18 protein-coding genes are annotated in these 19,979 nt (G+C 53.5%); 9 read left to right on the top strand and 9 right to left on the bottom strand.

What is annotated here, in order from left to right; translation table 11 throughout:
* Positions 1-84: 84 nt before the first annotated feature.
* Complete coding sequence (locus MUN86_RS00890) at positions 85-1,638, bottom strand: hypothetical protein (protein WP_245120704.1); 1,554 nt, start codon at positions 1,636-1,638, stop codon at positions 85-87.
* 267 nt (positions 1,639-1,905) lie between these two features.
* Here MUN86_RS00890 and MUN86_RS00885 point away from each other — a divergent pair, with 267 nt between their 5' ends.
* The 3 genes from MUN86_RS00885 to MUN86_RS00875 all read left to right on the top strand — a co-directional run bounded on the left by MUN86_RS00885 (position 1,906) and on the right by MUN86_RS00875 (position 3,809).
* Complete coding sequence (locus MUN86_RS00885; protein ID WP_245120702.1) at positions 1,906-2,124, top strand: CsbD family protein; 219 nt, start codon at positions 1,906-1,908, stop codon at positions 2,122-2,124.
* Between the two features lie 196 nt (positions 2,125-2,320).
* Positions 2,321-2,917: a hypothetical protein gene (locus MUN86_RS00880; protein WP_245120700.1), complete on the top strand. Its 597-nt coding sequence runs from the start codon at positions 2,321-2,323 to the stop codon at positions 2,915-2,917.
* 61 nt (positions 2,918-2,978) lie between these two features.
* A complete protein-coding gene (locus MUN86_RS00875) occupies positions 2,979-3,809 on the top strand; it encodes a DUF1206 domain-containing protein (protein WP_245120698.1) in 831 nt (276 codons plus the stop codon).
* A gap of 138 nt (positions 3,810-3,947) precedes the next feature.
* Here the strand turns inward: MUN86_RS00875 and MUN86_RS00870 are convergent, their stop codons facing one another.
* On the bottom strand, positions 3,948-5,180 hold the full coding sequence (locus MUN86_RS00870; protein ID WP_245120696.1) for an NAD(P)-dependent oxidoreductase: 1,233 nt from the start codon (positions 5,178-5,180) through the stop codon (positions 3,948-3,950).
* Between the two features lie 258 nt (positions 5,181-5,438).
* Between MUN86_RS00870 and MUN86_RS31010 the strand changes: the two genes are divergently transcribed.
* The 3 genes from MUN86_RS31010 to gcvP all read left to right on the top strand — a co-directional run bounded on the left by MUN86_RS31010 (position 5,439) and on the right by gcvP (position 11,145).
* Entirely contained in the window at positions 5,439-5,927 is a 489-nt protein-coding gene (locus MUN86_RS31010; RefSeq protein WP_280640569.1) for a rhamnogalacturonan endolyase family protein, read from the top strand.
* Positions 5,891-7,642, top strand: a complete 1,752-nt coding sequence (locus tag MUN86_RS00865; protein ID WP_280640568.1) for a rhamnogalacturonan lyase family protein — start codon at positions 5,891-5,893, stop codon at positions 7,640-7,642. Before MUN86_RS31010 ends, MUN86_RS00865 begins: the two co-directional genes overlap by 37 nt.
* A 578-nt stretch (positions 7,643-8,220) precedes the next feature.
* The gene (gene gcvP, locus MUN86_RS00855; protein ID WP_245120694.1) at positions 8,221-11,145 is read left to right on the top strand and encodes an aminomethyl-transferring glycine dehydrogenase; all 2,925 of its coding nucleotides are present in this window, start codon (positions 8,221-8,223) and stop codon (positions 11,143-11,145) included.
* A 97-nt stretch (positions 11,146-11,242) separates the two neighbouring features.
* On the opposite strand, the gene MUN86_RS00850 is transcribed toward gcvP, so the two are convergent.
* The gene (locus MUN86_RS00850) at positions 11,243-11,539 is read right to left on the bottom strand and encodes a hypothetical protein (RefSeq protein ID WP_245120692.1); all 297 of its coding nucleotides are present in this window, start codon (positions 11,537-11,539) and stop codon (positions 11,243-11,245) included.
* 213 nt (positions 11,540-11,752) lie between these two features.
* Here MUN86_RS00850 and MUN86_RS00845 point away from each other — a divergent pair, with 213 nt between their 5' ends.
* Both MUN86_RS00845 and MUN86_RS00840 read left to right on the top strand, forming a co-directional pair.
* Positions 11,753-12,352 (top strand): DUF4136 domain-containing protein, encoded by a 600-nt coding sequence (locus MUN86_RS00845; RefSeq protein ID WP_245120690.1) that lies wholly within the window; start codon positions 11,753-11,755, stop codon positions 12,350-12,352.
* A 75-nt stretch (positions 12,353-12,427) separates the two neighbouring features.
* Positions 12,428-13,078, top strand: a complete 651-nt coding sequence (locus tag MUN86_RS00840) for a hypothetical protein (protein ID WP_245120688.1) — start codon at positions 12,428-12,430, stop codon at positions 13,076-13,078.
* A 165-nt stretch (positions 13,079-13,243) separates the two neighbouring features.
* On the opposite strand, the gene lipA is transcribed toward MUN86_RS00840, so the two are convergent.
* Positions 13,244-14,149, bottom strand: coding sequence for a lipoyl synthase (lipA, locus tag MUN86_RS00835; RefSeq protein WP_245120686.1), 906 nt, complete (start codon positions 14,147-14,149; stop codon positions 13,244-13,246).
* A gap of 197 nt (positions 14,150-14,346) precedes the next feature.
* The gene (locus tag MUN86_RS00830; RefSeq protein WP_245120684.1) at positions 14,347-15,123 is read right to left on the bottom strand and encodes a hypothetical protein; all 777 of its coding nucleotides are present in this window, start codon (positions 15,121-15,123) and stop codon (positions 14,347-14,349) included.
* A 120-nt stretch (positions 15,124-15,243) separates the two neighbouring features.
* Here MUN86_RS00830 and MUN86_RS00825 point away from each other — a divergent pair, with 120 nt between their 5' ends.
* On the top strand, positions 15,244-15,651 hold the full coding sequence (locus tag MUN86_RS00825) for an OsmC family protein (RefSeq protein ID WP_245120682.1): 408 nt from the start codon (positions 15,244-15,246) through the stop codon (positions 15,649-15,651).
* Positions 15,652-15,768: 117 nt separating this feature from the next.
* Here MUN86_RS00825 and ytxJ read toward each other — a convergent pair whose 3' ends face one another.
* The 4 genes from ytxJ to MUN86_RS00805 form a co-directional block, all read right to left on the bottom strand.
* Positions 15,769-16,110, bottom strand: coding sequence for a bacillithiol system redox-active protein YtxJ (ytxJ, locus tag MUN86_RS00820; protein ID WP_245120680.1), 342 nt, complete (start codon positions 16,108-16,110; stop codon positions 15,769-15,771).
* A gap of 11 nt (positions 16,111-16,121) precedes the next feature.
* Positions 16,122-16,433, bottom strand: a complete 312-nt coding sequence (locus MUN86_RS00815) for a DUF4932 domain-containing protein (protein WP_245120678.1) — start codon at positions 16,431-16,433, stop codon at positions 16,122-16,124.
* A 125-nt stretch (positions 16,434-16,558) separates the two neighbouring features.
* The gene (locus tag MUN86_RS00810; RefSeq protein ID WP_245120676.1) at positions 16,559-16,864 is read right to left on the bottom strand and encodes a hypothetical protein; all 306 of its coding nucleotides are present in this window, start codon (positions 16,862-16,864) and stop codon (positions 16,559-16,561) included.
* A 60-nt stretch (positions 16,865-16,924) separates the two neighbouring features.
* Positions 16,925-18,904 carry an alpha-ketoacid dehydrogenase subunit alpha/beta gene (locus MUN86_RS00805; protein ID WP_245120674.1) on the bottom strand — a complete coding sequence of 660 codons (1,980 nt, stop codon included), beginning with the start codon at positions 18,902-18,904 and terminating at the stop codon, positions 16,925-16,927.
* Between the last annotated feature and the right edge of the window lie 1,075 nt (positions 18,905-19,979).

Below are 19,979 nucleotides of genomic sequence, written 5' to 3'. Positions count from 1 at the left end.
GGCCGCACAGTAATATCTGGTTATACCGGATTTGCTGTGCGGCCTTTTCTATTTCACGCCAGTCTACGGCTAAGCACCGTAGAATTATTTCTTCAGGTCAGCTTCCGCGGGTACATCGGCAAATTCTAGTAGTACCTCGTAGTAGGGTCGGCGCATTATGCGGGCTTGCAACCAAGCGTAAAAGCTAAGTGCTTGTAAGTCTTCGCGCTGTAGGGGCAATGACTCCGGCATTTTCTCTACCTGACTGGCAAACTCTGGTTGCTGCATCGCCTCCGGATTATCGATAATTTGGCGCACCAGAGTTAGGTAGCTGAGCACGTAGGCGTATGGTCCGCCATCCTCGACGCCGCTTCGCTCCCGCACTAGCCGCTCGATAGACCGTAGCCGGTTCAAAGCCAAATCGGAATTGCCCATCTCAAATTGAGCCAGCATCTCGCCGATGTTTTTGTTGATCAGCCACTCCAAACCCATTTCCTGCTCGCACCAGTGGTCGGAGCGGCCAATGTTGATAAGCGCTTGGTTGGTTTTGGTGAATTTGCCCTCCGCGAAATAATGGAAGGCCAGCCCGAGGCGCGCCGTAAGCTGGTCGCGGGGAGAGAGGGTATTGGTAGACGGGCGTAAGGCATTCTCTAGCAGTTGAATACTTTCGGCGTTGCGGCGCAGAAAAGCATAGTTGGCCGCCAGCAGAAACGTGTGGCGCGGCAGCCACTCGGCCTGGTAACTTGCGCCCCCTTCCTGCGTTAAAGCGCCCCGTAGCAGTTCCAGATACCGCACCGATTCCTCGAAGCGTCGCACCCGGTAGAGGGCGTGCGCAATCATGTACAGCAACCCTACTTGGTAATAGCGGTGCGCGGGCTGAAAGCCGTGGCGCTTTTCCATCAGGTGGTAGCAGCGCAGCACGAAGGGTGTAAACGAAGCAAAGTCCCGGCGCACTAGCATGGCGTTGCGGGCAATGGACATTAGGCGGTAGAGCACGGCGGGGCGGCGCGCAAACGCTTCTTGCAAATCATACTCGCGTAATACATCCTGCAAAATCCCATCGAAAGCTTCACCGGCTCGGCCTTTCACGCGGGCTTGACGCAGGCGCTGCCGGATCAGGCTGTCGGCAATGCCAGCGCGCTCTTCTTCGTCGGCAGCTTTTTTGTTGAGGTGGCGGCACCGAATAATTTCTTCCAGCGGGTCGGCGAATTCGTTGCCGGCGTGAGCAATCTGCAGGTTATAAACTGTGTTAAGCAGTTCATACTGCTCGTTGAGGCGCGCTAGCTTCTCAGCCTTGCGCAAGGTAGCCCAAGCCAGTCGTAGCACCCCCGCCTCAAATAAATACTGCGCTAACGTGAGCAAACCGCGAACCGAGGAAGCTGCCGTAGGGTCGTGGTGACGCTGGCGCAGCAAAAGATAGTCGGTGAGGTGACGCAAAAGGCGCTTACGCAGGGCGTAGTACGCCGTGGCGTTGGGTTCGTCGGGGTAAAGACGAGCTAGCATCTGTGGTGTTGTGTATTCTTTGGGATGCAACAACAACTCGTAGAGTCGCAAGTCCATCCGGCCTTTCTGTTTGCGCTTCTGACGCTGAATAAACTGCGCGAAATCCTTGCGGTCCTCAGGCGAGAAAGTGGCCAGGGTTGTACGCAGATCATCCATAATAAATAGTTGAAATCAAGGCAGATAAAGTAAAAGCGGCTTCTTTGGAGCCAGCAGATTTAAACGCAGTAAATAACAACCTAAAGAAACCAGCTTGTGAGGGATATTCAAGCGGCCAGCACCCCTGTGGCCCGATTTTATTTACTGGCAGCGGACCTACTGTAAACCTTTGATATAGAGGATCAAAACAAATAATATCCGTTTTTTTCGGTCGAGCTTACGCCCAAACCGTATATCTGTGTATCCTCCACAAAATACCCACCTTCTATGGACGCTAATAACAACGGCATCGACGACAGCACCGAATTGCGTGCACGCGGTAACTGGAATGAAATCAAAGGCCAAGCCAAGCAGAAATGGGGCGGCCTCACCGACGATGACCTCACGTATGAGGAAGGCAAGCAAGACGAATGGTTTGGCAGTCTACAACATAAAACAGGTGAGGCAGTTGAAGACATTAAAGCGTGGTTCAAGCGCACTTTTTAAGCACTGAAGTGTTTTCAAGTTAAGAGCAAATGCCTTGGACAGCAATGTCCGAGGCATTTGCTTTAAAACCCGAATCCTTTATTCCAAGATCTAAATCTTTAAGTATAGTAAGCGGCGAGCATAATTTTTCATATATGCATTATAATTATTATTATCTACCTACATTTACTAAAATTGCCTTCTTTGTTTTCATCTTATGAGCATTAATCCAGAGGAATTACGCACCCTGGGTAATCCAGCTCTACTAAGGCAGCCCAAAACTGCTTTTTTCTGCTCGCGCCAGTACCCAGAAGCTATTGAACGGCCAACTTACGTGTGGGCGCTTGAGCAACGCTATGATCGTACTTGTATCTTGTCGGGGTTTCATTCCAAGCTAGAACAGGCTGTCTTTCGTTATTTACTGCAGGGTCCTCAGCAGCCTATCATCTACGTTCTGGGTCGTGGTATCCAACCCAACCTTCGCTTTGAGTATGGAACCGAGATAGAAGCTGGCCGCTTGCTGTTTCTTACTCCTTTTGAAAGCAACGTGCGGACCATCACCGATGAAACCGCGGAAATCCGGAACCTAATAGTAGCCGACTTAGCCGATCAGTTTTTCGTGCCTTACATGACTGCCAATGGCAACATTGACCGGTTGCTAAACCATCCCGTTGCAAAAGGCAAACCCATCCTTACCCTGGATCTTCCCATGAACCTGCCGTTGTTACAACGAGGGGCGAGTGTCTATCGTCCGACGGGAGCCTTGGGCCGGGTCACTGGATCACCTACTCAGCCGCGCCCGCCCGCCCTCTAATTTCAACAACGGAGCAGCTTTCTGCGTACGGATGTTCTACCCACCACCTAGACTCCACACTATGACTGTTGCTAACTCTCTTTCCTCTGCTGTTCCTACTTCCCCTTCGTCGGGTATCCGGGCGCTAGCACGTTTTGGTTTTGCTGCCAAAGGTCTAGTGTATCTGCTTATGGGCCTGCTGGCGCTGCTAGCCGCCACTGGTCAGCGCGGTGGTCAAACTGCCGACAAAAAGCAAGCCGTCCAAACTTTACAAGATGTACCGGGTGGCTCGGTGTTGCTTGGTTTTATTGCACTTGGCTTGCTCGGTTATATCATCTGGCGCTTTGTGCAAGCCGTCCGCGACACTGAGAATAAAGGCTCAGGGGCCAAGGGTATAGGACGACGGATAGGTTACGCAGGTAGCGGTCTACTTTATGCTAGCTTGGCTTGGTTTGCGGCGCAGCTAGCATTTAAGGGCAGCGCCAGCGACGGTGGCAACAGCCAGCAGACTCTTACAGCCAAAGTACTCAGCTGGCCCGGTGGCGACTGGATTATTATTGCAGTAGGATTAATCATTATTGGGGCTGGCATCTACCAAATCATCAATGCCTACTCTGGCAAGTTTTATAAGCACGTAAACTCCAGCGACCTACCCGCCAACCAGCAAAACATTGTGTACCGCACGGGCCAAGTAGGCTACACGGCGCGAGGTATTGTAATGGGTATTATCGGCTACTTTTTTGTGCAGGCCGGCCGGCAGTCCAGCGCTTCGCAGACTGGGACCACCGACGAAGCGTTTGATTTACTTGCTACTATGGGCCCCGCTGTGCTAGGCATTGTGGCATTAGGCCTCATGGCCTACGGACTCTACATGCTAGTACAGGCCCGCTACCCAGTGCTGCGGGGCGTTTAGGCTACGCCCGCTGGGCTATCAGTTCGCTTTGCCTAATCTCGAGAATAATGAAACAGCTTTCAGCAGCTCGATGTAGCCGCTGAAAGCTGTTTTGCTGTAAGTCGATTGCAGAAAAAGCGGAGTCTTTTTAATATCAACCTAAGCTGGCTGATGCTCGGCTACATAGTCGCTGAGGTAGTGATAGCGCGGTAGGAGCTGGCCATTGCGCGCAATGGTTGCCCGTTCTACCACTTTGTCTTGGCCGGGCTTGCCAAGTAAATGGGGTAGCACGTTATCGATGAGCTGACGGCTGAAGTCACGGCTGGCATTGCGTGGCAGTTCGCAAGGCAAATTGTCGACGGCCATAATGGTGATGTTGGACGGATTAGAGTACGCGGGCTCCAACTCACCGGTGCGGCAGTTGTAGTCGAACACTGGATCTGGAATGCTGCTGCTCCGTTTGGTGGTGGGTACTGAGCCATTCACGTCGCAGGTAACGTCGGCGATGGTGTTGATGCGAAAATCCGGGCGTTGGGTGTCTTGTTCAGTGAACAGCTTTGGCGCTGCCGGATGCCAATAGGCACAAGCAATCAGCAGGTCTGTGACCGGCAGGAAGGTGCCGAAAGTGGATTCGTACTCATGCGGGTTGCGGTGAAAATCAGGCGTATCCCACACGCGGCCGTCGCGGCGGCGGTTATAGTCGGAGCTGCGTAGCTGGGTGTAGACGGGTTCGTTGAAGTCTTGGTACAGATAGTCGTAAACGCTTACCCGTCGCAAGCCCATCAAATCCAACACCTCCAGTGCCCCCTGGGCCACGCGCCCCGAGCCCGTAACTACCATTTTGATGGGCGGCAGGCGTTTCACCTTGAAAAACTCTTCCTGCATATCCTCCATATCAACGCACTGGTAAGCCGGCTTGAGGCTATAGAGCCCATGCTTACGACCGTACGTAAGCAGTCCGTTGTAAGCACCTACAATGCCGGCCCATCGGCCAAACGCTACTATTCGCTCTCCGCCTTCCTGGTTGGTCATCAACTCGTAGTCGATTAGAGTGATGTTGTGATGGATTATAGCCCGCAGCAACTCCCGGTTGGCGGGCTGTTTCTTTACCGTATGCGAAAAGAACAGGTAGGTTTTGTTGGGAATCAGTTGGCCGACGGGCACTTCTTTCACGCCCATCAGAATGTCGCATTCTGCTACATCAGCTCGTACTTCCAGCCCTAGGTCGCGGTATTCCTGGTCGGAAAAGCAGCGGTGCGGACTCTCCTGCACTACAATGCGCAGGCCCGGGTACTGCGCTTCTGCTTCCACGCATTTCTTGGGCGTGAGGGGCACTCGTTTGTCGGGCGGGTTCTTGCCTTCGCAGATCAGGCCGATGGTGACAGAGTTCATAAGATGTACTTGGGTGGGTGGGGAATCCACCCCAAATCTATTGGTTTTCGCGAGCCTGCTGTCGTGCTCAACTGCTTTAACAGCGGAGTTTGCAGCCGCCCCGCTTCAGGCGTCGTAAGCAGTTGCGCAGCTACACTCTTACTTCAGCGTACATGATTATGGTATAGCGTCTTAGCCAGTAGAGCACAGGATGGTTGCGGCACTGGTACTTGCTTTATTGATAATAGCAAGTTCCTACCTACCAATCCCATCAATTCTATGAATCAGACGGTCTACGCAGCACCAATTTTTAGATCACCCCATGGCATCCGGCAACGCTGGATGCTCGCCTTTTTCAGTAGGCTAGCTCTGTTGTTTGTTTTGCTAGGCAGCGTTGGAGTTGCGCAGGCGCAGCGGCGCATGGAAAAACTCAACCGAAGCGTAGTGGCCATCCGGACTTCTCCTAATGAAGTGTATGTCGGGTGGCGCCTGTTCGGTACCGATCCGGCAACCATTGCCTTCAACGTGTACCGCGGCACCACTAAAATCAACGCCACTCCCATCACGGGTGCTACCAACATCACCGATGACACCGACGCCAATGGCACCTACATCGTCCGGTCGGTACTAAACGGAGTAGAGCAATCTGCTTCGGCAGCGGCCAGCGTGTGGCAGCAGTTGTACCAGCGCATTCCTATCCAGCAGCCCGCCGGTGGCACTACCCCGACGGAGTGGCTTACACCTATTCGGCCAACGACTGTAGCGTAGGCGACCTAGACGGGGACGGCGAGTACGAAATCGTGTTGAAGTGGGACCCTTCCAACGCCAAAGACAACTCGCAGTCGGGCTATACCGGCAACGTGTACCTAGATGCTTACCGACTCAACGGCACCCGCCTGTGGCGCATCGACCTGGGCCGCAACATTCGGGCCGGTGCTCATTACACCCAGCTGATGGTGTATGACCTCGACAGTGATGGCAAAGCGGAAGTAGCCTGCAAAACGGCTGATGGCACCATCGACGGCCGGGGAGTGGTCATTGGCGATGCCAATGCCGATTATCGCAACACCGCTGGTTATGTCTTGGCTGGTCCCGAGTTCCTGACGATTTTCAATGGCCGCACTGGTGCGGCTATGGCTACTACTCCGTATTTGCCGGCCCGTGGCGCCGTCACGTCGTGGGGTGATAATTACGGCAACCGAGTGGACCGCTTCGTTTCGACGGTGGCGTATCTGGATGGCGTTCGGCCGAGCCTGATCATGGGCCGCGGCTACTACACGCGGCTGGTGCGCGTGGCATGGGACTGGCGCAATGGCCAACTCACGCAGCGCTGGATTTTCGACAGCGACACGCCCGGTAATGGCGCTTACGCGGGCCAGGGCAACCACCAACTCACCGTAGGCGACGTGGATGGTAACGGCCGCGACGAAATAGTGAACGGCTCTAGCGCAATCCGCGACAACGGTACTGGCCTGTATGTCAACGGCCTTGGCCACGGCGATGCACTGCACATGAGCGACATGAACCCCGACCGTCCGGGCCAGGAAGTATGGCAACCTCATGAAACTCCTTCTCAGTATGGCGTTTACGCCCTCGAATGCCGCGACGCCCTTACCGGTCAGCCGCTGTGGGGCGTACCAGGCACCGGCGACATTGGCCGCGGACTTGCCGCCGATGTGGACCCCAACCACCGCGGTTATGAAATGTGGGGTTCGACAGGTGGCCTCTACACTTGTACGGGCACCCAAATCAGCACGTCGAAACCGACTATCAACTTTGCCGTGTGGTGGGACGGTGACTTGTCGCGCGAATTGCTCGATGCCGGCTACAATGCTACCACCAACGTGGCCACCGTACGCCTCGAGAAATGGAATCCGGCTACCAACAGCCTTACCCGCTTGCTCACCCCGAGCACAGTAACTGACGGCGACGCTCAAACCAACAACACTACGAAGGCTAACCCCTGTATCACAGCCGACATATTGGGCGACTGGCGCGAAGAAATTCTGCTGCGCGCACGCGACAACCAAAGCTTGTTGCTGTACTCGACCACCTCACCAACCACGGAGCGCATCTACACGCTTATGCACGACTCGCAGTACCGGTTGGCAGTGGCGCACGAAAACTCGGCGTACAATCAGCCGCCCCATACCAGCTTCTACCTAGGCACCGATATGGCACCGGCTCCCCGGCCCAACATTGTGCTAGCCGACAGCACCAACAACGGTCCGCTCGGTACGCGCACCGGCAGCCTCAACCGGATTGGCGTGGACGTATACCCCAACCCAACCACCAGCGCCATCCACATCAAAACCGCCGGCCAGTTCACGTACATGATCTACAACTCGGCTGGCCAAGTGGTGGAACAAGGTCAGCGCCGCGACGACTTCAACGGTGGCCTCAACCTGAAGCCTGGCTTGTACCTCGTGCGCGTACGCACAACCGACGGCCAGCAAACGACAGTCAAAGTGCTCAAACAATGACGGTGGTCGGTCGTCCCGCTTGATCTGAAATAATCTATAGCTAAGAATTACGACTAATTCCTTTCCACAGCTGATGCTGCACTTCTAGTAAGGTGCTAGGCTAAGATGGTTGAAACACTAAAGCAACCTACTAAGACCGTCATGCTGAGCGCAGTCGAAGCATCTCGCGTGCTGACACCAGATTAGTAACCAGACATCAGCACGCGAGATGCTTCGGCTGCGCTCAGCATGACAATTCCTTATGTAACGTCAGCATGCGAGATATTCCGACAGGAGGGTGCCAGAGGAAGCATTTCTGACACAAGTTGCTCTGGTATGAAGCAACCACACTAGCTAGTCAACGCTCGGCATGCAGGTGCGGCATTATCTAGTTTAAAAGCACCAGATAGACCAGCATTCTTTGGTGCCTTTTCCAGCTAAACAGGTGCAGGGCGGCCCGGTGAAATAACATTCATCGGGCCGCCCCAAACTTTTAAGGAGTTAATGGTTTTAGGAATCAAGCAATTCGGGTTACTTTTTTCAAGTTACCTTTGTTGGGGTCTGTCCTGATACCTTCATTCTACTACTCAATATTCTGTATGTTGCTCCAACCCAAGGCCGCCGACGTATTTATTGACCGTCATAACGGACCTGATTCTGCCGCTGTAGCCGACATGCTGCGCGTCATTGGCGTCGATTCGCTCGACCAGCTCATCGACGAGACGGTGCCGGCCGCTATTCGCCTGAAGCAGCCGCTGAACCTGCCCGCAGCCCTCACGGAGCGGGCTTTTTTGGCGAAGTTCAAAGGCATTGCTAGCCAGAACCGCATCTTCAAAAATTACATCGGGTTGGGCTATCATGACACCCAATTGCCGAGCGTTATCCAGCGCAACATCATGGAGAACCCGGGCTGGTATACCGCCTACACTCCATACCAAGCCGAAATTGCGCAGGGCCGCCTCGAAGCACTGATCAATTATCAGACGATGATTATTGACCTGACGGGCCTGGAAATTGCCAACGCCAGCTTGCTCGACGAAGGCACTGCCGCCGCCGAGACGTTGCATATGTTCCACTCGCTGACCAAGAAGAAGAACGCTACCCGTTACTTCGTCTCGGAGCAAGTGCTACCCCAAACCATTGACGTATTGCGCACCCGCGCTACGCCGCTCGGCATCGAGCTAGTAGTAGGAGACCACCGCACGGCCGACCTCACCGACGAGTCGCTGTTCGGCGCCATCCTACAGTACCCCGCCGCCGATGGCGCTGTATACGACTACACCGACTTTATTTCCAAGGCCCACGACAGCAACTTGTTCGTGACCGTCGCCACGGACCTGTTGTCTCTCACCCTGCTCACCCCTCCCGGTGAGATGGGAGCCGACGCCTGCGTGGGCAACTCGCAGCGCTTTGGCGTGCCTATGGGCTACGGCGGACCGCACGCGGGTTTCCTATCAACCAAAGACCAGTTCAAGCGCGTGATTCCTGGCCGTATTATCGGCCAGAGCATCGACGCGGCCGGCAACAAGGCGTACCGCATGGCCTTGCAAACCCGGGAGCAGCATATCCGTCGCGAAAAGGCTACCAGTAACATCTGCACCGCGCAAGTACTATTGTCGGTGCTAGCGGGTATGTATGCTGTCTACCACGGGCCGCAGCGCATCAAGCAGTTTGCCACCAACGTGCACGCCCTGACGCAGGTACTAGAGCAGGAGTTGAAAGCCCTGGGCCTCGATCAGCGCAACGAGTTCTACTTCGACACACTCGATATCAAGCTAGAAAGCCAGGAGTTGCAAGCTGCTATCCGCACAGAAGCTGAGGCGGCGGGTATCAACTTCCGTTACTTCGAGGAGCACGGCACGCCGCGCGTAGGCATTTCGCTGCACCAGAATACCGAAATTGAAGACGTAGCCGACATCGTGGCCGTGTTTGCCAAGGTGCTTGGCAAGGAGGTGAAGGCCGTGGCTCTACCCACCGAAATTTCATTGAACTGGCCTGAGTCGTTGCTGCGCACCAGCCACTACCTGACGCACCCGGTCTTCAATACGCACCACTCCGAGCACGAGATGCTGCGCTACATGAAGCACCTCGAAAACAAAGACTTGAGCTTGGCCCACTCCATGATTCCGCTGGGCTCGTGCACCATGAAGCTGAACGCCACCGCCGAAATGATTCCGGTGACGTGGCCGGAAATTGGTGGCTTGCACCCCTTCGCCCCGCGCGAACAGGCCAAAGGCTACACTCAAATCTTCCAGGACCTAGAGCAATGGTTGTGCGAAGTGACTGGCTTCGCGGCCATGAGCTTGCAGCCCAACTCGGGTGCCCAGGGCGAATACGCGGGTTTGTTAGCTATCAAAGGCTACCATGACGCCCGCGGCGACCAACACCGCAATATTGCTCTGATTCCGGCTTCGGCCCACGGCACCAACCCCGCTTCGGCCGTTATGGCCGGTATGCAAGTAGTGGTGGTGAAGAGCAGTGAGGCCGGTGAAATTGACGTGGAGGACCTCAAAGCCAAAGCCGCGCAATACGCCGACAAGCTAAGCTGCCTGATGGTGACGTACCCCAGCACGCACGGCGTGTACGAGGAAACCATCATCGACATCTGCGAGACGATTCACCAGCACGGCGGCCGTGTGTATATGGACGGTGCCAACATGAACGCCCAAGTAGGTCTTACTTCGCCTGCTACCATCGGGGCCGACGTGTGCCACCTGAACCTGCACAAAACGTTCTGCATCCCGCACGGCGGCGGTGGACCCGGCGTAGGCCCTATCGGCGTAGTTGCCGACTTGGTTCCGTATCTACCGGGCCACGTTGTGGTGGACGCCGACGGCCGCACAGCGGGCGCAGTATCCGCAGCACCTTGGGGTTCTGCTAGCATTCTGCCCATCTCTTACGCCTACATCAGCATGATGGGTGGCGAAGGTCTCACAGAAGCTACTCGCGTTGCCATCTTGAACGCCAACTACATCAAGGCCAAGCTAGAAGGGCATTATCCTGTGCTGTACACTGGCGCCAATGGCCGTTGCGCCCACGAAATGATTCTGGATTGTCGGCAGTTCAAGAAAGCGGGCATCGAGGTAGAAGACATTGCCAAGCGCTTAATGGACTATGGTTTCCATGCCCCTACCGTTTCGTTCCCGGTGGCAGGCACGCTGATGGTAGAGCCTACCGAGTCGGAAAGCAAGGAGGAGCTGGACCGCTTCATTGAAGCCATGATTTCAATCCGCAAAGAAATTGCTGAAGTGGAAGCCGGTCGGGCCGATGCTAAAGACAACTTGCTCAAGCACGCGCCTCACACGGCCGCTGTTGTCCTCACAGAAGAATGGACGCGTCCTTACAGCCGCGAGCAAGCCGTATACCCCACCGACTACGTGCGCGCCGCCAAGTTCTGGCCTAGCGTTTCGCGTATCGACTCGGCTTACGGCGACCGGAACTTGATTTGCTCTTGCACCTCGGTAGAAGAATACGCCGATGCCGAAGAGAAGCTCGTTGAAACCGACAAAGGCCCTTCGTATTAATATACAGCGGCTTATGCAAAAAAAGGCCTGGAACGGTGGTTCCAGGCCTTTTTTATGTGTTTTTGTGCCCGAGCTTCAGGTAGCAAACACCAAAAGGTTACCGTTGTGGGAAGCAAGTGCGGTACATGTACCCATTAACGGTTTTACCATCCTTGGTCACACGGGCTTTCACAAAGTAGACATCAACTGTGTCAGTAACCTGCACCTCCGAACCCGGAGTGATGCTGGCCAACTGTGTTGATTCTTTGGTCATGCCATCGTAGAGCACACAATCGACGATTGTGCTGTGCGCCACAGGGGTCTTGCTGGTGTTGTTGCTGCTGGTGTTTTCTTTCGCTGCGGTGCAGGCAGTAAAACCCAGTAAACTGAGAAAAAGGAGCAGAGTTCGATTCATCGTTGAGTTTTAAGGTTGGGGAAGGTAATTAGATTCTTAAATAAGAGGATGATTTTCTCGGAATAATTTTAATAGATTCCCCCGTTATATCCACTATCGGGGAACATTGGCATGCTTGAAAACGTTGAAGTAATAAGCAACGAAAAGTGTGAATCAAGCCTTGTAAAGCCGTTTTTCGAGTAGTTGCTGTTTCCTTCATACTGATCTATATCCATGAACTCCATCACCCGTTTACTTGCCCGTCCAGCCGCTTTTATGGCTATCGGTTTTTCGCTGCTACTGGGTGTTTCCGGTTGCGCTACTTCTTCCAGAGTGGGTGTTACCTCTGACTTCGACCACTCTGTCAATTTTCGTACCTATAAGACGTGGGCCTGGTATCCTCAGCAAACTGTTGATGCTGAAGGTGGCCCAGCCAAAGGCTATGAGTCGTTTTTGGATCAGCGCCTGCAAGCTGCTGTAGAGCGTGAGCTGGCTGCGAAAGGCTTGACCCGCGTTGACAAGGACGCCGACTTGTTTGTTGCCTACAGCGCCAAAGTAGAAGAGAAGCAGCAGGTTTCGCCTTACTACAACGGCCTTGGCTACCCCTACTATGGGTATGGCCTCTACAACCGCGGCATGTATTCGCCTGTTACGCAGTATAAAGCTGGTACTGTTATCATCGACTTGGTAGACGCCCGCCGCAAGGAGCTTGCATGGCGCGGCACTGGCCAAGCACAGGTCGACAACCAGAGCATTTCCGAAGAAGAAGTGCACCGCATTGTGAACGGCATCTTGGGCAACTACCCTCCTACCGACACCAACGCTCGTCGTTAATAAGTAGCCTTACTGACAACCTTTTATAGCTAGAAAGCCTCTTAGTTTTAAGAGGCTTTTTTTGTACCTTATGTTATGGCTTTCTCCTCTCCTACCCATTGGTTTGTCGCCTCGTCGCTCTTGCTTACCAGCTTGAGCTTGGCAGGCTGCACCACCGTAGCGGAGGGAGTATATGGCATGCGCCGTACTGATGCGGTTGATTTTCCACAGGTACGAGAGTATGCGCAAGACTACGGCGTAGGCGTAGCACCCGGCAAAAGCTTCGTACTGGACATCAGCTACTTTGAATTTCTGAAGCGACAGCCGCTGCGGATGCAAGACGAAGCTAAAAACCACGCGCAGCCCCTGCAATTGCTGTACTACAACCGGGCTGGCCAGTTGATATCATATTATGTCAACCGCTATGCTGGGGGCTTCCCTAACCTCGACTGGAATCAGGACCGACAAATGGAGGTGTTCCCACCTATTAGCCAGGCCCCACCCGACAGCTTGCTCTCTTTCGCGGCGCTAGCACCGTTTCTGCGCACCGTAGACGGCAGCCGCGTGCAAGCCATGGAGTCGTTTGCCGATTATACAATAGTGGTATTTTGGAGCCACCGGATGGGGCGGCAGAGCAAGCGCTTATTGGCTGCGGCAAAACAAAATTTGCAATTGGCCCCGTCCACACAGAAAGCGTACATCCTCTACGTCAACAATGATGCATACCTACGGCATATTGGCCTTTAATGCAGAGGAACCTTCGCCAAAGCTCGGACTCTAACGCAGTTGTTGTCTGCGTGATGCAGCAATCAATTTATAGTAAAGGCAGCCTATAGCTCCACCAAAACGCCAAAGGACCAGTTGTTAGCAACTGGTCCTTTGGCGTTTTGGTGGAGCTAACCGTCGAGTATGCTAGATCGGGACGTTCACGTGACGCTCCGCGTGGTAGCTACTGCGTACTAAGGGGCCGCTTTCTACATACTTGAGGCCACGAGCCAACCCTTCCTCGCGGTAATGCGCAAATAACTCAGGATGGATGAACTCGGCAACCTCCAAGTGGCGCTTAGTTGGCTGCAGATACTGGCCAAGAGTCAGGATGTCGAGGCCATGCGCCACTAAGTCGTCCATAGCACGGTACATCTCGTCTTTGGTTTCGCCTAGGCCCAGCATGATGCCAGACTTCGTGCGTTTGCCAGCAGCTTTGGTACGCCGAATTTGCTCTAGGCTTCGGTCGTATTTGGCTTGCGGGCGCACCAAGCGGTACAGGCTACCTACGGTTTCTATGTTGTGCGATACCACTTCCTGCCCACCGGCAATCATCACGTCCAATGCTTCCCAGTTCGCTTTCACGTCTGGAATCAGTGTTTCGATGGTAGTCTCGGGCGACAGTTGCTTGATGCGCACTACGGTTTCGTTCCAAATGCTGGCACCCCGGTCTTTCAGTTCGTCGCGGTTGACGCTGGTGATAACAGCATGCTTCACCTTCATCAACTGAATAGCTTCGGCTACTCGGCGGGGTTCATCGGTATCGTATTCGGTGGGGCGCCCGGTAGCTACAGCGCAGAACGAGCAAGAGCGAGTACACACGTTGCCAAGAATCATGAACGTAGCAGTGCCAGCACCCCAGCACTCACCCATGTTGGGACAATTACCGCTTTCGCAGATGGTATGGAGCTTGTGCTCGTCCACCAACCGGCGCACGGCGGCATATTCGGGGCCTACGGGCAGCTTCACGCGCAGCCAGTCGGGCTTGCGCGGCTTGGCGGGCGCCGGCACTTGGGGTTGCACTATAGGCAAGGTTAACAGCAAATCATCCATGGAGCAAAGGTAACTGGTCTGACAGTTAGTATGGAGCGGTAAACAACAAGTAGTCTTTATGAAAGCACAGTAGTAAACAGACCAGCATCATGTAACAACAAACAAAAGAGACTTTGTTTGAGTGCTAGCCTTCGCCGACCCAACAAAGTCCCTTACAAACAGCCTTGCTGTTGATAGTAGGCAACTGTCGTTGCTAATTAGCTTCTCGACCCCAGATAGATAGTGAGGTATACCGAAGGATAGAAGCGGTTGTTGATTTGGCTATCGGGTACGTCGCGGGAACGGAGAATCACAGGCTGCTTGCCGTAGAGCTCTAACAACACACCTGTTTCTATCCCTGCCACGGCGTCGCGGTAACGGCCATACTCGAAGCTAAGTGCGCCGCGCCAGTGAACCCCGATATATGGTTTGGTTTCGTTGGCGCCTGTGAAAAGCGGTGCCCGGTCACGAATCAGAGACTGATCGGTGTGGATATAAGGATCATACTGCTCGGTACGTATAACCTCGGGCTGGCGCGGTGTGCTCTGATCCGTGTAATCGTAGTTGATGTAATAAGGCATCAACAGACCAATAGACGGACCAGCCGACATCAGCGCATTCACCTGTACGCCTGATTCAGCAGCTTTGCGGAAAACTACTCGTTGCGCTCCCACTGAAGGACGTAAGACAAAAAAGTAATTAGACTTATCGAGCACAAAAGAACTACCGTTGAAGCTAGCTACTCGCCGCTCTTTCCGGTGCTTCACTTCCACAGCTTCGATGCTCCAAAAGCGCGACCAGTTCTCGTTTAGCACCCGCGTTGAACGCACCGAAACACCACCAATCAAACCGCCTCTCGTGTTGAAGTTAACGCCGTACACGAACTCCTTCCGGTAGGAGGGGTCATCGTTTGGCGAGGCCGAAGCGCTTTGCGCCTGGGCAGCCGAACCCGTGAAAATAGTCAACAGGCCAGCTAGTGATAGTAGACGTCGCAAGGGAAACGGGGAGGATAGGATGAGCGGATAAACAGAACAGGTAGAGGGCTTGGGTGCCACCCTATCGAAAGTACGTAAATTTGCTGGCATCATCTTGTTTACTAGCTTACTTCCTTGAATATGCACACAGCCACTGCCCGCTACGCCGGCCACCTGCGCACCGAAGCCACTCATACCGCCTCTGGCAACACTATTCTTACCGACGCACCCGTCGATAACCATGGCCGAGGCGAAGCTTTTTCGCCCACCGACCTTGTAAGTGCGGCTCTAGGAAGCTGCATGATGACCATCATGGGCATTGTGGCCGAACGCCTTGCTTTAGACCTCACAGGAGTTACCTACAACGTTGTCAAGCATATGGCGGCAGACCCTCGCCGTATCCGGCAGATTGACGTGCAGTTTCAGCTGCCTGCCAAGCTTAGCGCGAAAGAGCGAACTGTGTTGGAAAACGCAGCCCGTACTTGCCCGGTGGCCCTCAGCCTCAACCCGGAAATCCGACAAGAGGTTCAGTTCGAGTACGCAGGATAAGTAAATGAGTTTAAGATCAGTAGCCAGTTGTAAAGCAAAGACGCTGCCCTAGCAGAATGTTTGCTTTACAACTGGCTATTACTTTAAAAATACAGCTTTTACTTGCTGCCTACCTGGCTACCCGACTACACTCTTGACATCGCTCAGCCGGATGCCCATATGCGAGGCATTATAGTGGCACTCGCCGTCTTTAATGAGTAGCAGCTGGGGCGACTCGTGCCGTACCCCAAACTTTTGCGCTATTTCAGCGGAAATGGGACGGAAGCGTAACAAGTCAAGGTAATAGAGCTTGGTATCGGTAAGGCCAGCATCGGCCCATTGGCGCTCCATCTTGCCTTTGGCGGCAGCGCTAATTGAGCAGGTGGTGCTATGCTTAAAAATAAGCACTGGCTTCTCATGCGACTCGCGCACAATGTCTTGTAGTTGTTCTGCTTGCGTAAGGGGTTGCCAAGGTATCATGGATGTGAGCTTTAGTTGCTAGTGGTCTTTGTCTTCTTACGAAGACGCAGACTAATAGTGCTAGGTTCACTTACGCGGGCCGTTCCTGTTTTGTCGAATTTATACTTCTGGCGGCCGTCGTTGGGCTTTGCAGCTCGGCCTCCATCGCCGCGCTTAAGAGCTGCTTTATCTACCGCCAAGTGCGAATCTTTGTAGGGCGCTGGGTACTTGCGTGCGTCGCGCAAAGCACGGCGGTTAGCAGCCCGTTGGTTGGGCTCGGCAGTCTGAGCAGAAGCGCTGAAACCAGCCAGCAACAAAACCATAGTCAAGACAAAGACTCGCATGGAATAGGAAGGTAAAGAAGAACAGTAACTGACGAGTTAATCGACACGCAAAAATATATCCAGAGCAGGATTAGCCCACCCATATAAGCACAGGACACTTAACAATTACCTGCTTGCCAGCCTTGTTAAAAGGGTAGTACAAAGCCTAAAAACTTACGTTGCCCAACTTTGTGGGTGAGCCGACGGCGCTCGTACTTCGGTTTTTTAAGCAAGCCGTTTTTATCGTAGCTGTTCTTTTGTGGCTTCACTTCCACCGGTTCGGCACTTACGTCACTGCCATCGGCGTTTTGGTCGGCTGATTTTTTGGCGGTTTTCTTGACCTTGGGCTGTAGTGGTCCCTTCGGACTGGGTAGCGCGTAGCGGTGACTCTGGCAAGCCGCCAGAAGCAATAACCCACTTATCATCAACACAAATAGTTTTCTAAGCTTCATAGCACACTTTATTTCCTAACGACCTTTTTTATTAGAAGCGTCCTGGCTACTCGAAATTATCTAATAATTCAATAACTTTTCTACTGCCTCCCGCAAACGCTGCTGCGGCAGGAATTGCTTTTCCAAGTTGGGCGAAAAAGGAACGGCCGTATCGAGCGACGCGACGCGCTGAATGGGGGCATCGAGATACTGGAAGCAGTGCTCGGCTATCCAGGCCCCTAGCTCCCCTCCAAGGCCGCCCGTCAGGGTGTCTTCGTGCAATAGCAGAACCCGGCCATTCTTGCTGACCGTTTGGCGCACTGCTTCTTCATCCCACGGTAGCAGGGTACGAAGGTCCAGAATATCGGCATCTAGATCTAGCTCATTGGCTAACGCCAGTGCCCAATGCACCCCAGCACCGTAGGTAATGATACTAAGCGTATCGCCTTCGCGCACCAAGGCAGCCTTGCCGATAGGCGTGGTATAATAGGCATCGGGCACGGGACCGGAGATGCTGCGGTAGAGCATCTTGTGCTCGAAGTACATTACCGGATTAGGGTCCTCAATAGCGGCGCAAAGCAGCCCCTTTGCATCATGTGGGTTGCTCGGGTACACCACTTTGAGGCCTGGGGTGTGCGTAAACCACGCTTCATTGCTCTGCGAGTGAAACGGCCCAGCGGCGGTGCCAGCGCCGGTTGGCATGCGCACCACCACGTCGGCATTCTGGCCCCAGCGGTAGTGGCTTTTGGCGAGGTTATTTACAATCTGATTGAAACCACAGGTTACGAAATCAGCGAACTGCATTTCTACCATGGCTTTCTTGCCTTTTACACTCAGCCCTAAACCTGCACCCAAAATAGCGGACTCGCAGAGTGGCGTATTACGCACCCGCGCTTTGCCAAACTGTGCTACAAAGCCTTCGGTGATCTTGAATACGCCCCCATAATCGGCAATGTCCTGGCCCATGAGTACCAGCTCAGGATATTTTTCCATGCTTTGCCGCAAGCCGTCTGAAATGGCATCGACGTAACGTTTGTCGGTAGTGGGTGCGTCGGCGACGGGGCTTTGGTTGGGGGCTCGGAAGGCGCGGTACATATCCCCCACCTCTTCTTTTTCGCTGGCTACAGGCATAGGCACCTCATCGGCTACCCGCAAGCCCTCCTCTATTTCGCGCTTGATGGTGTGGCGATAACGCATCCGGGCTTCTTCATCCAATATGCCTTCGGCAAGTAGCCACTTCTCGTAGTTCTCAACCGGGTCCTTTTGTCCCCACTCCTCAAATAGCTCTTGCGGCACGTATTTGGTGCCACTGGCTTCTTCGTGCCCGCGCATGCGGAACGTGAGCGCCTCTAGCAGCACTGGCCGCGGATTACGACGCATATCTTCGGCTAGCCGATGCACAGTGTCGTAAACTTCCAGCACGTTATTGCCATCAATTTGCAGTGCTTCCATGCCATAGGCCGGGCCTTTATCCACGAAGTAGTTGAAACGGAACTGCTCCCGGCTAGGGGTGCTGAGGCCGTAGCCATTGTTTTCAATAATGAAAATGACGGGCAGTTGCCACACAGCCGCCACGTTTAGCGCTTCATGGAAGTCGCCTTCACTCGCTCCCCCGTCACCGCTATACGTTATCGTTACTTTCTGTCGCTGATCCAATATATCGGCCAGCGCAATACCATCGGCTACGGCCAATTGGGGGCCTAAGTGCGAAATCATCCCCACAATATGATGCTCGTTGGAGCCAAAGTGGAAGCTTCGGTCGCGGCCCTTGGTGAAGCCAGTAGTTTTGCCCTGCCACTGCGCAAATAGCCGGTCGAGCGGCACGTTGCGCCCCGTAAACACACCCAAGTTGCGGTGTAGCGGCAGGATGTACTCATCGGGCTCTAAGGCCAGCGTGCTCCCCACCGAAATGGCTTCCTGGCCGATACCCGAAAACCACTTACTCACTTTACCCTGCCGAAGCAGAATCAGCATTTTCTCTTCTATCAGGCGCGGCTTGAGCAGGTGCTGGTAGAGGCACAGAAGTGTTTCGTTGGAATAGTCCTTACGGTCGAAATGCATAGGGCGGGGCGGATGGGCTATGTGTCGGGGCCAAAAGTAACGGATTGGGTCGTAGGGAGAAGCAATCATACCGTGCGATCCAACAAGCAGCAACGAGAGAAGAATTAGAAAATAGCGCTGTCAAAGGTACTTCTGCTAGTTACATCATACAGTCTAGATCTTAAGCCCGAAAGCGTACCATCGGTAAGCATACTTACTGCTGCAGTCTCAAATAATCACGTTATAAAAACTGCTACTACAGTGTGTCTGCTGGTTACTACATACCATTAGATGTAGATATAGCTGATGCTAGGCCGAGAGATAATTAAAGGCAGTTACTGGAGTGGTAAGTATCTTCTTTATACTCAAGTTATCTAGCTTTTTGCACCGCGATAAGCAAAAGTGTAAACCGTTTTCGTACCTGGATAGGATTGATTTAGTATAGTTAAGCCACATAATAGACCAGTAAGTCACCGTAGTTGCAAACCTCATAAGCTTCTCTCTATCTTGCCTCACGGAAGCACCTTTTTAGGGTGCTTCTGTTGTTTCTTAATATACTGGCTACTGCCTGTTAAACAGACAGTTAGATACAAAATGCGTGTATCATAGCAGAATAAGTTTACGCTGCATATCGTAGCAATTCTTTCCTGCTCCACCTCATGACAACCTATTGCTAGCTGGTACTGCAGTTTTCAGAGACTAGAAGCTGCTGTTGTCTGAGCTGACCTGCGTGCCACGCATGCCCAGGTTCGAGGGTAGCATACAAACGCGGTCTAAAATCCTTACCTAGATCGTATGCATCAGCATAAAAGTCAGCACCATAGCTGACAGTACTCATTAAATGAAGAAAAGCCCTCTATTTGTCTTACTCGTCTTGTTTGTGGTACTGGATTTAGGCTACACGTTTGTACAAGCCTACCAACTACCACTAGAAGGTGACTTGCCCTCCATTGTACTACCTGCACCCGAATGCCGGCAAGTGCTTACAGACCCTTTCGGCTGGGGCGTTTTAACTCGCAATGAATCGTATGTAGCTCCCAATCGATTTTTTGCACATGCGTCTATGGTTGGGTACTTCAAAACAGTGCCTTTTGCT

Source organism: Hymenobacter volaticus, assembly GCF_022921055.1.
Lineage (GTDB): Bacteria > Bacteroidota > Bacteroidia > Cytophagales > Hymenobacteraceae > Hymenobacter > Hymenobacter volaticus.
Note: the sequence above shows the minus strand (reverse complement) of the source record. Positions and strands in the feature narration are given on the sequence as shown.

Bases quoted from the DNA above. Each gene is read 5' to 3' on its own strand.
- MUN86_RS00890 (WP_245120704.1), bottom strand. From the start codon at position 1,638: ATGGATGATCTGCGTACAACCCTGGCCACTTTCTCGCCTGAGGACCGC.
- MUN86_RS00885 (WP_245120702.1), top strand. From the start codon at position 1,906: ATGGACGCTAATAACAACGGCATCGACGACAGCACCGAATTGCGTGCA.
- MUN86_RS00880 (WP_245120700.1), top strand. From the start codon at position 2,321: ATGAGCATTAATCCAGAGGAATTACGCACCCTGGGTAATCCAGCTCTA.
- MUN86_RS00875 (WP_245120698.1), top strand. From the start codon at position 2,979: ATGACTGTTGCTAACTCTCTTTCCTCTGCTGTTCCTACTTCCCCTTCG.
- MUN86_RS00870 (WP_245120696.1), bottom strand. From the start codon at position 5,180: ATGAACTCTGTCACCATCGGCCTGATCTGCGAAGGCAAGAACCCGCCC.
- MUN86_RS31010 (WP_280640569.1), top strand. From the start codon at position 5,439: ATGAATCAGACGGTCTACGCAGCACCAATTTTTAGATCACCCCATGGC.
- gcvP (WP_245120694.1), top strand. From the start codon at position 8,221: ATGTTGCTCCAACCCAAGGCCGCCGACGTATTTATTGACCGTCATAAC.
- MUN86_RS00850 (WP_245120692.1), bottom strand. From the start codon at position 11,539: ATGAATCGAACTCTGCTCCTTTTTCTCAGTTTACTGGGTTTTACTGCC.
- MUN86_RS00845 (WP_245120690.1), top strand. From the start codon at position 11,753: ATGAACTCCATCACCCGTTTACTTGCCCGTCCAGCCGCTTTTATGGCT.
- MUN86_RS00840 (WP_245120688.1), top strand. From the start codon at position 12,428: ATGGCTTTCTCCTCTCCTACCCATTGGTTTGTCGCCTCGTCGCTCTTG.
- lipA (WP_245120686.1), bottom strand. From the start codon at position 14,149: ATGGATGATTTGCTGTTAACCTTGCCTATAGTGCAACCCCAAGTGCCG.
- MUN86_RS00825 (WP_245120682.1), top strand. From the start codon at position 15,244: ATGCACACAGCCACTGCCCGCTACGCCGGCCACCTGCGCACCGAAGCC.
- ytxJ (WP_245120680.1), bottom strand. From the start codon at position 16,110: ATGATACCTTGGCAACCCCTTACGCAAGCAGAACAACTACAAGACATT.
- MUN86_RS00815 (WP_245120678.1), bottom strand. From the start codon at position 16,433: ATGCGAGTCTTTGTCTTGACTATGGTTTTGTTGCTGGCTGGTTTCAGC.
- MUN86_RS00810 (WP_245120676.1), bottom strand. From the start codon at position 16,864: ATGAAGCTTAGAAAACTATTTGTGTTGATGATAAGTGGGTTATTGCTT.
- MUN86_RS00805 (WP_245120674.1), bottom strand. From the start codon at position 18,904: ATGCATTTCGACCGTAAGGACTATTCCAACGAAACACTTCTGTGCCTC.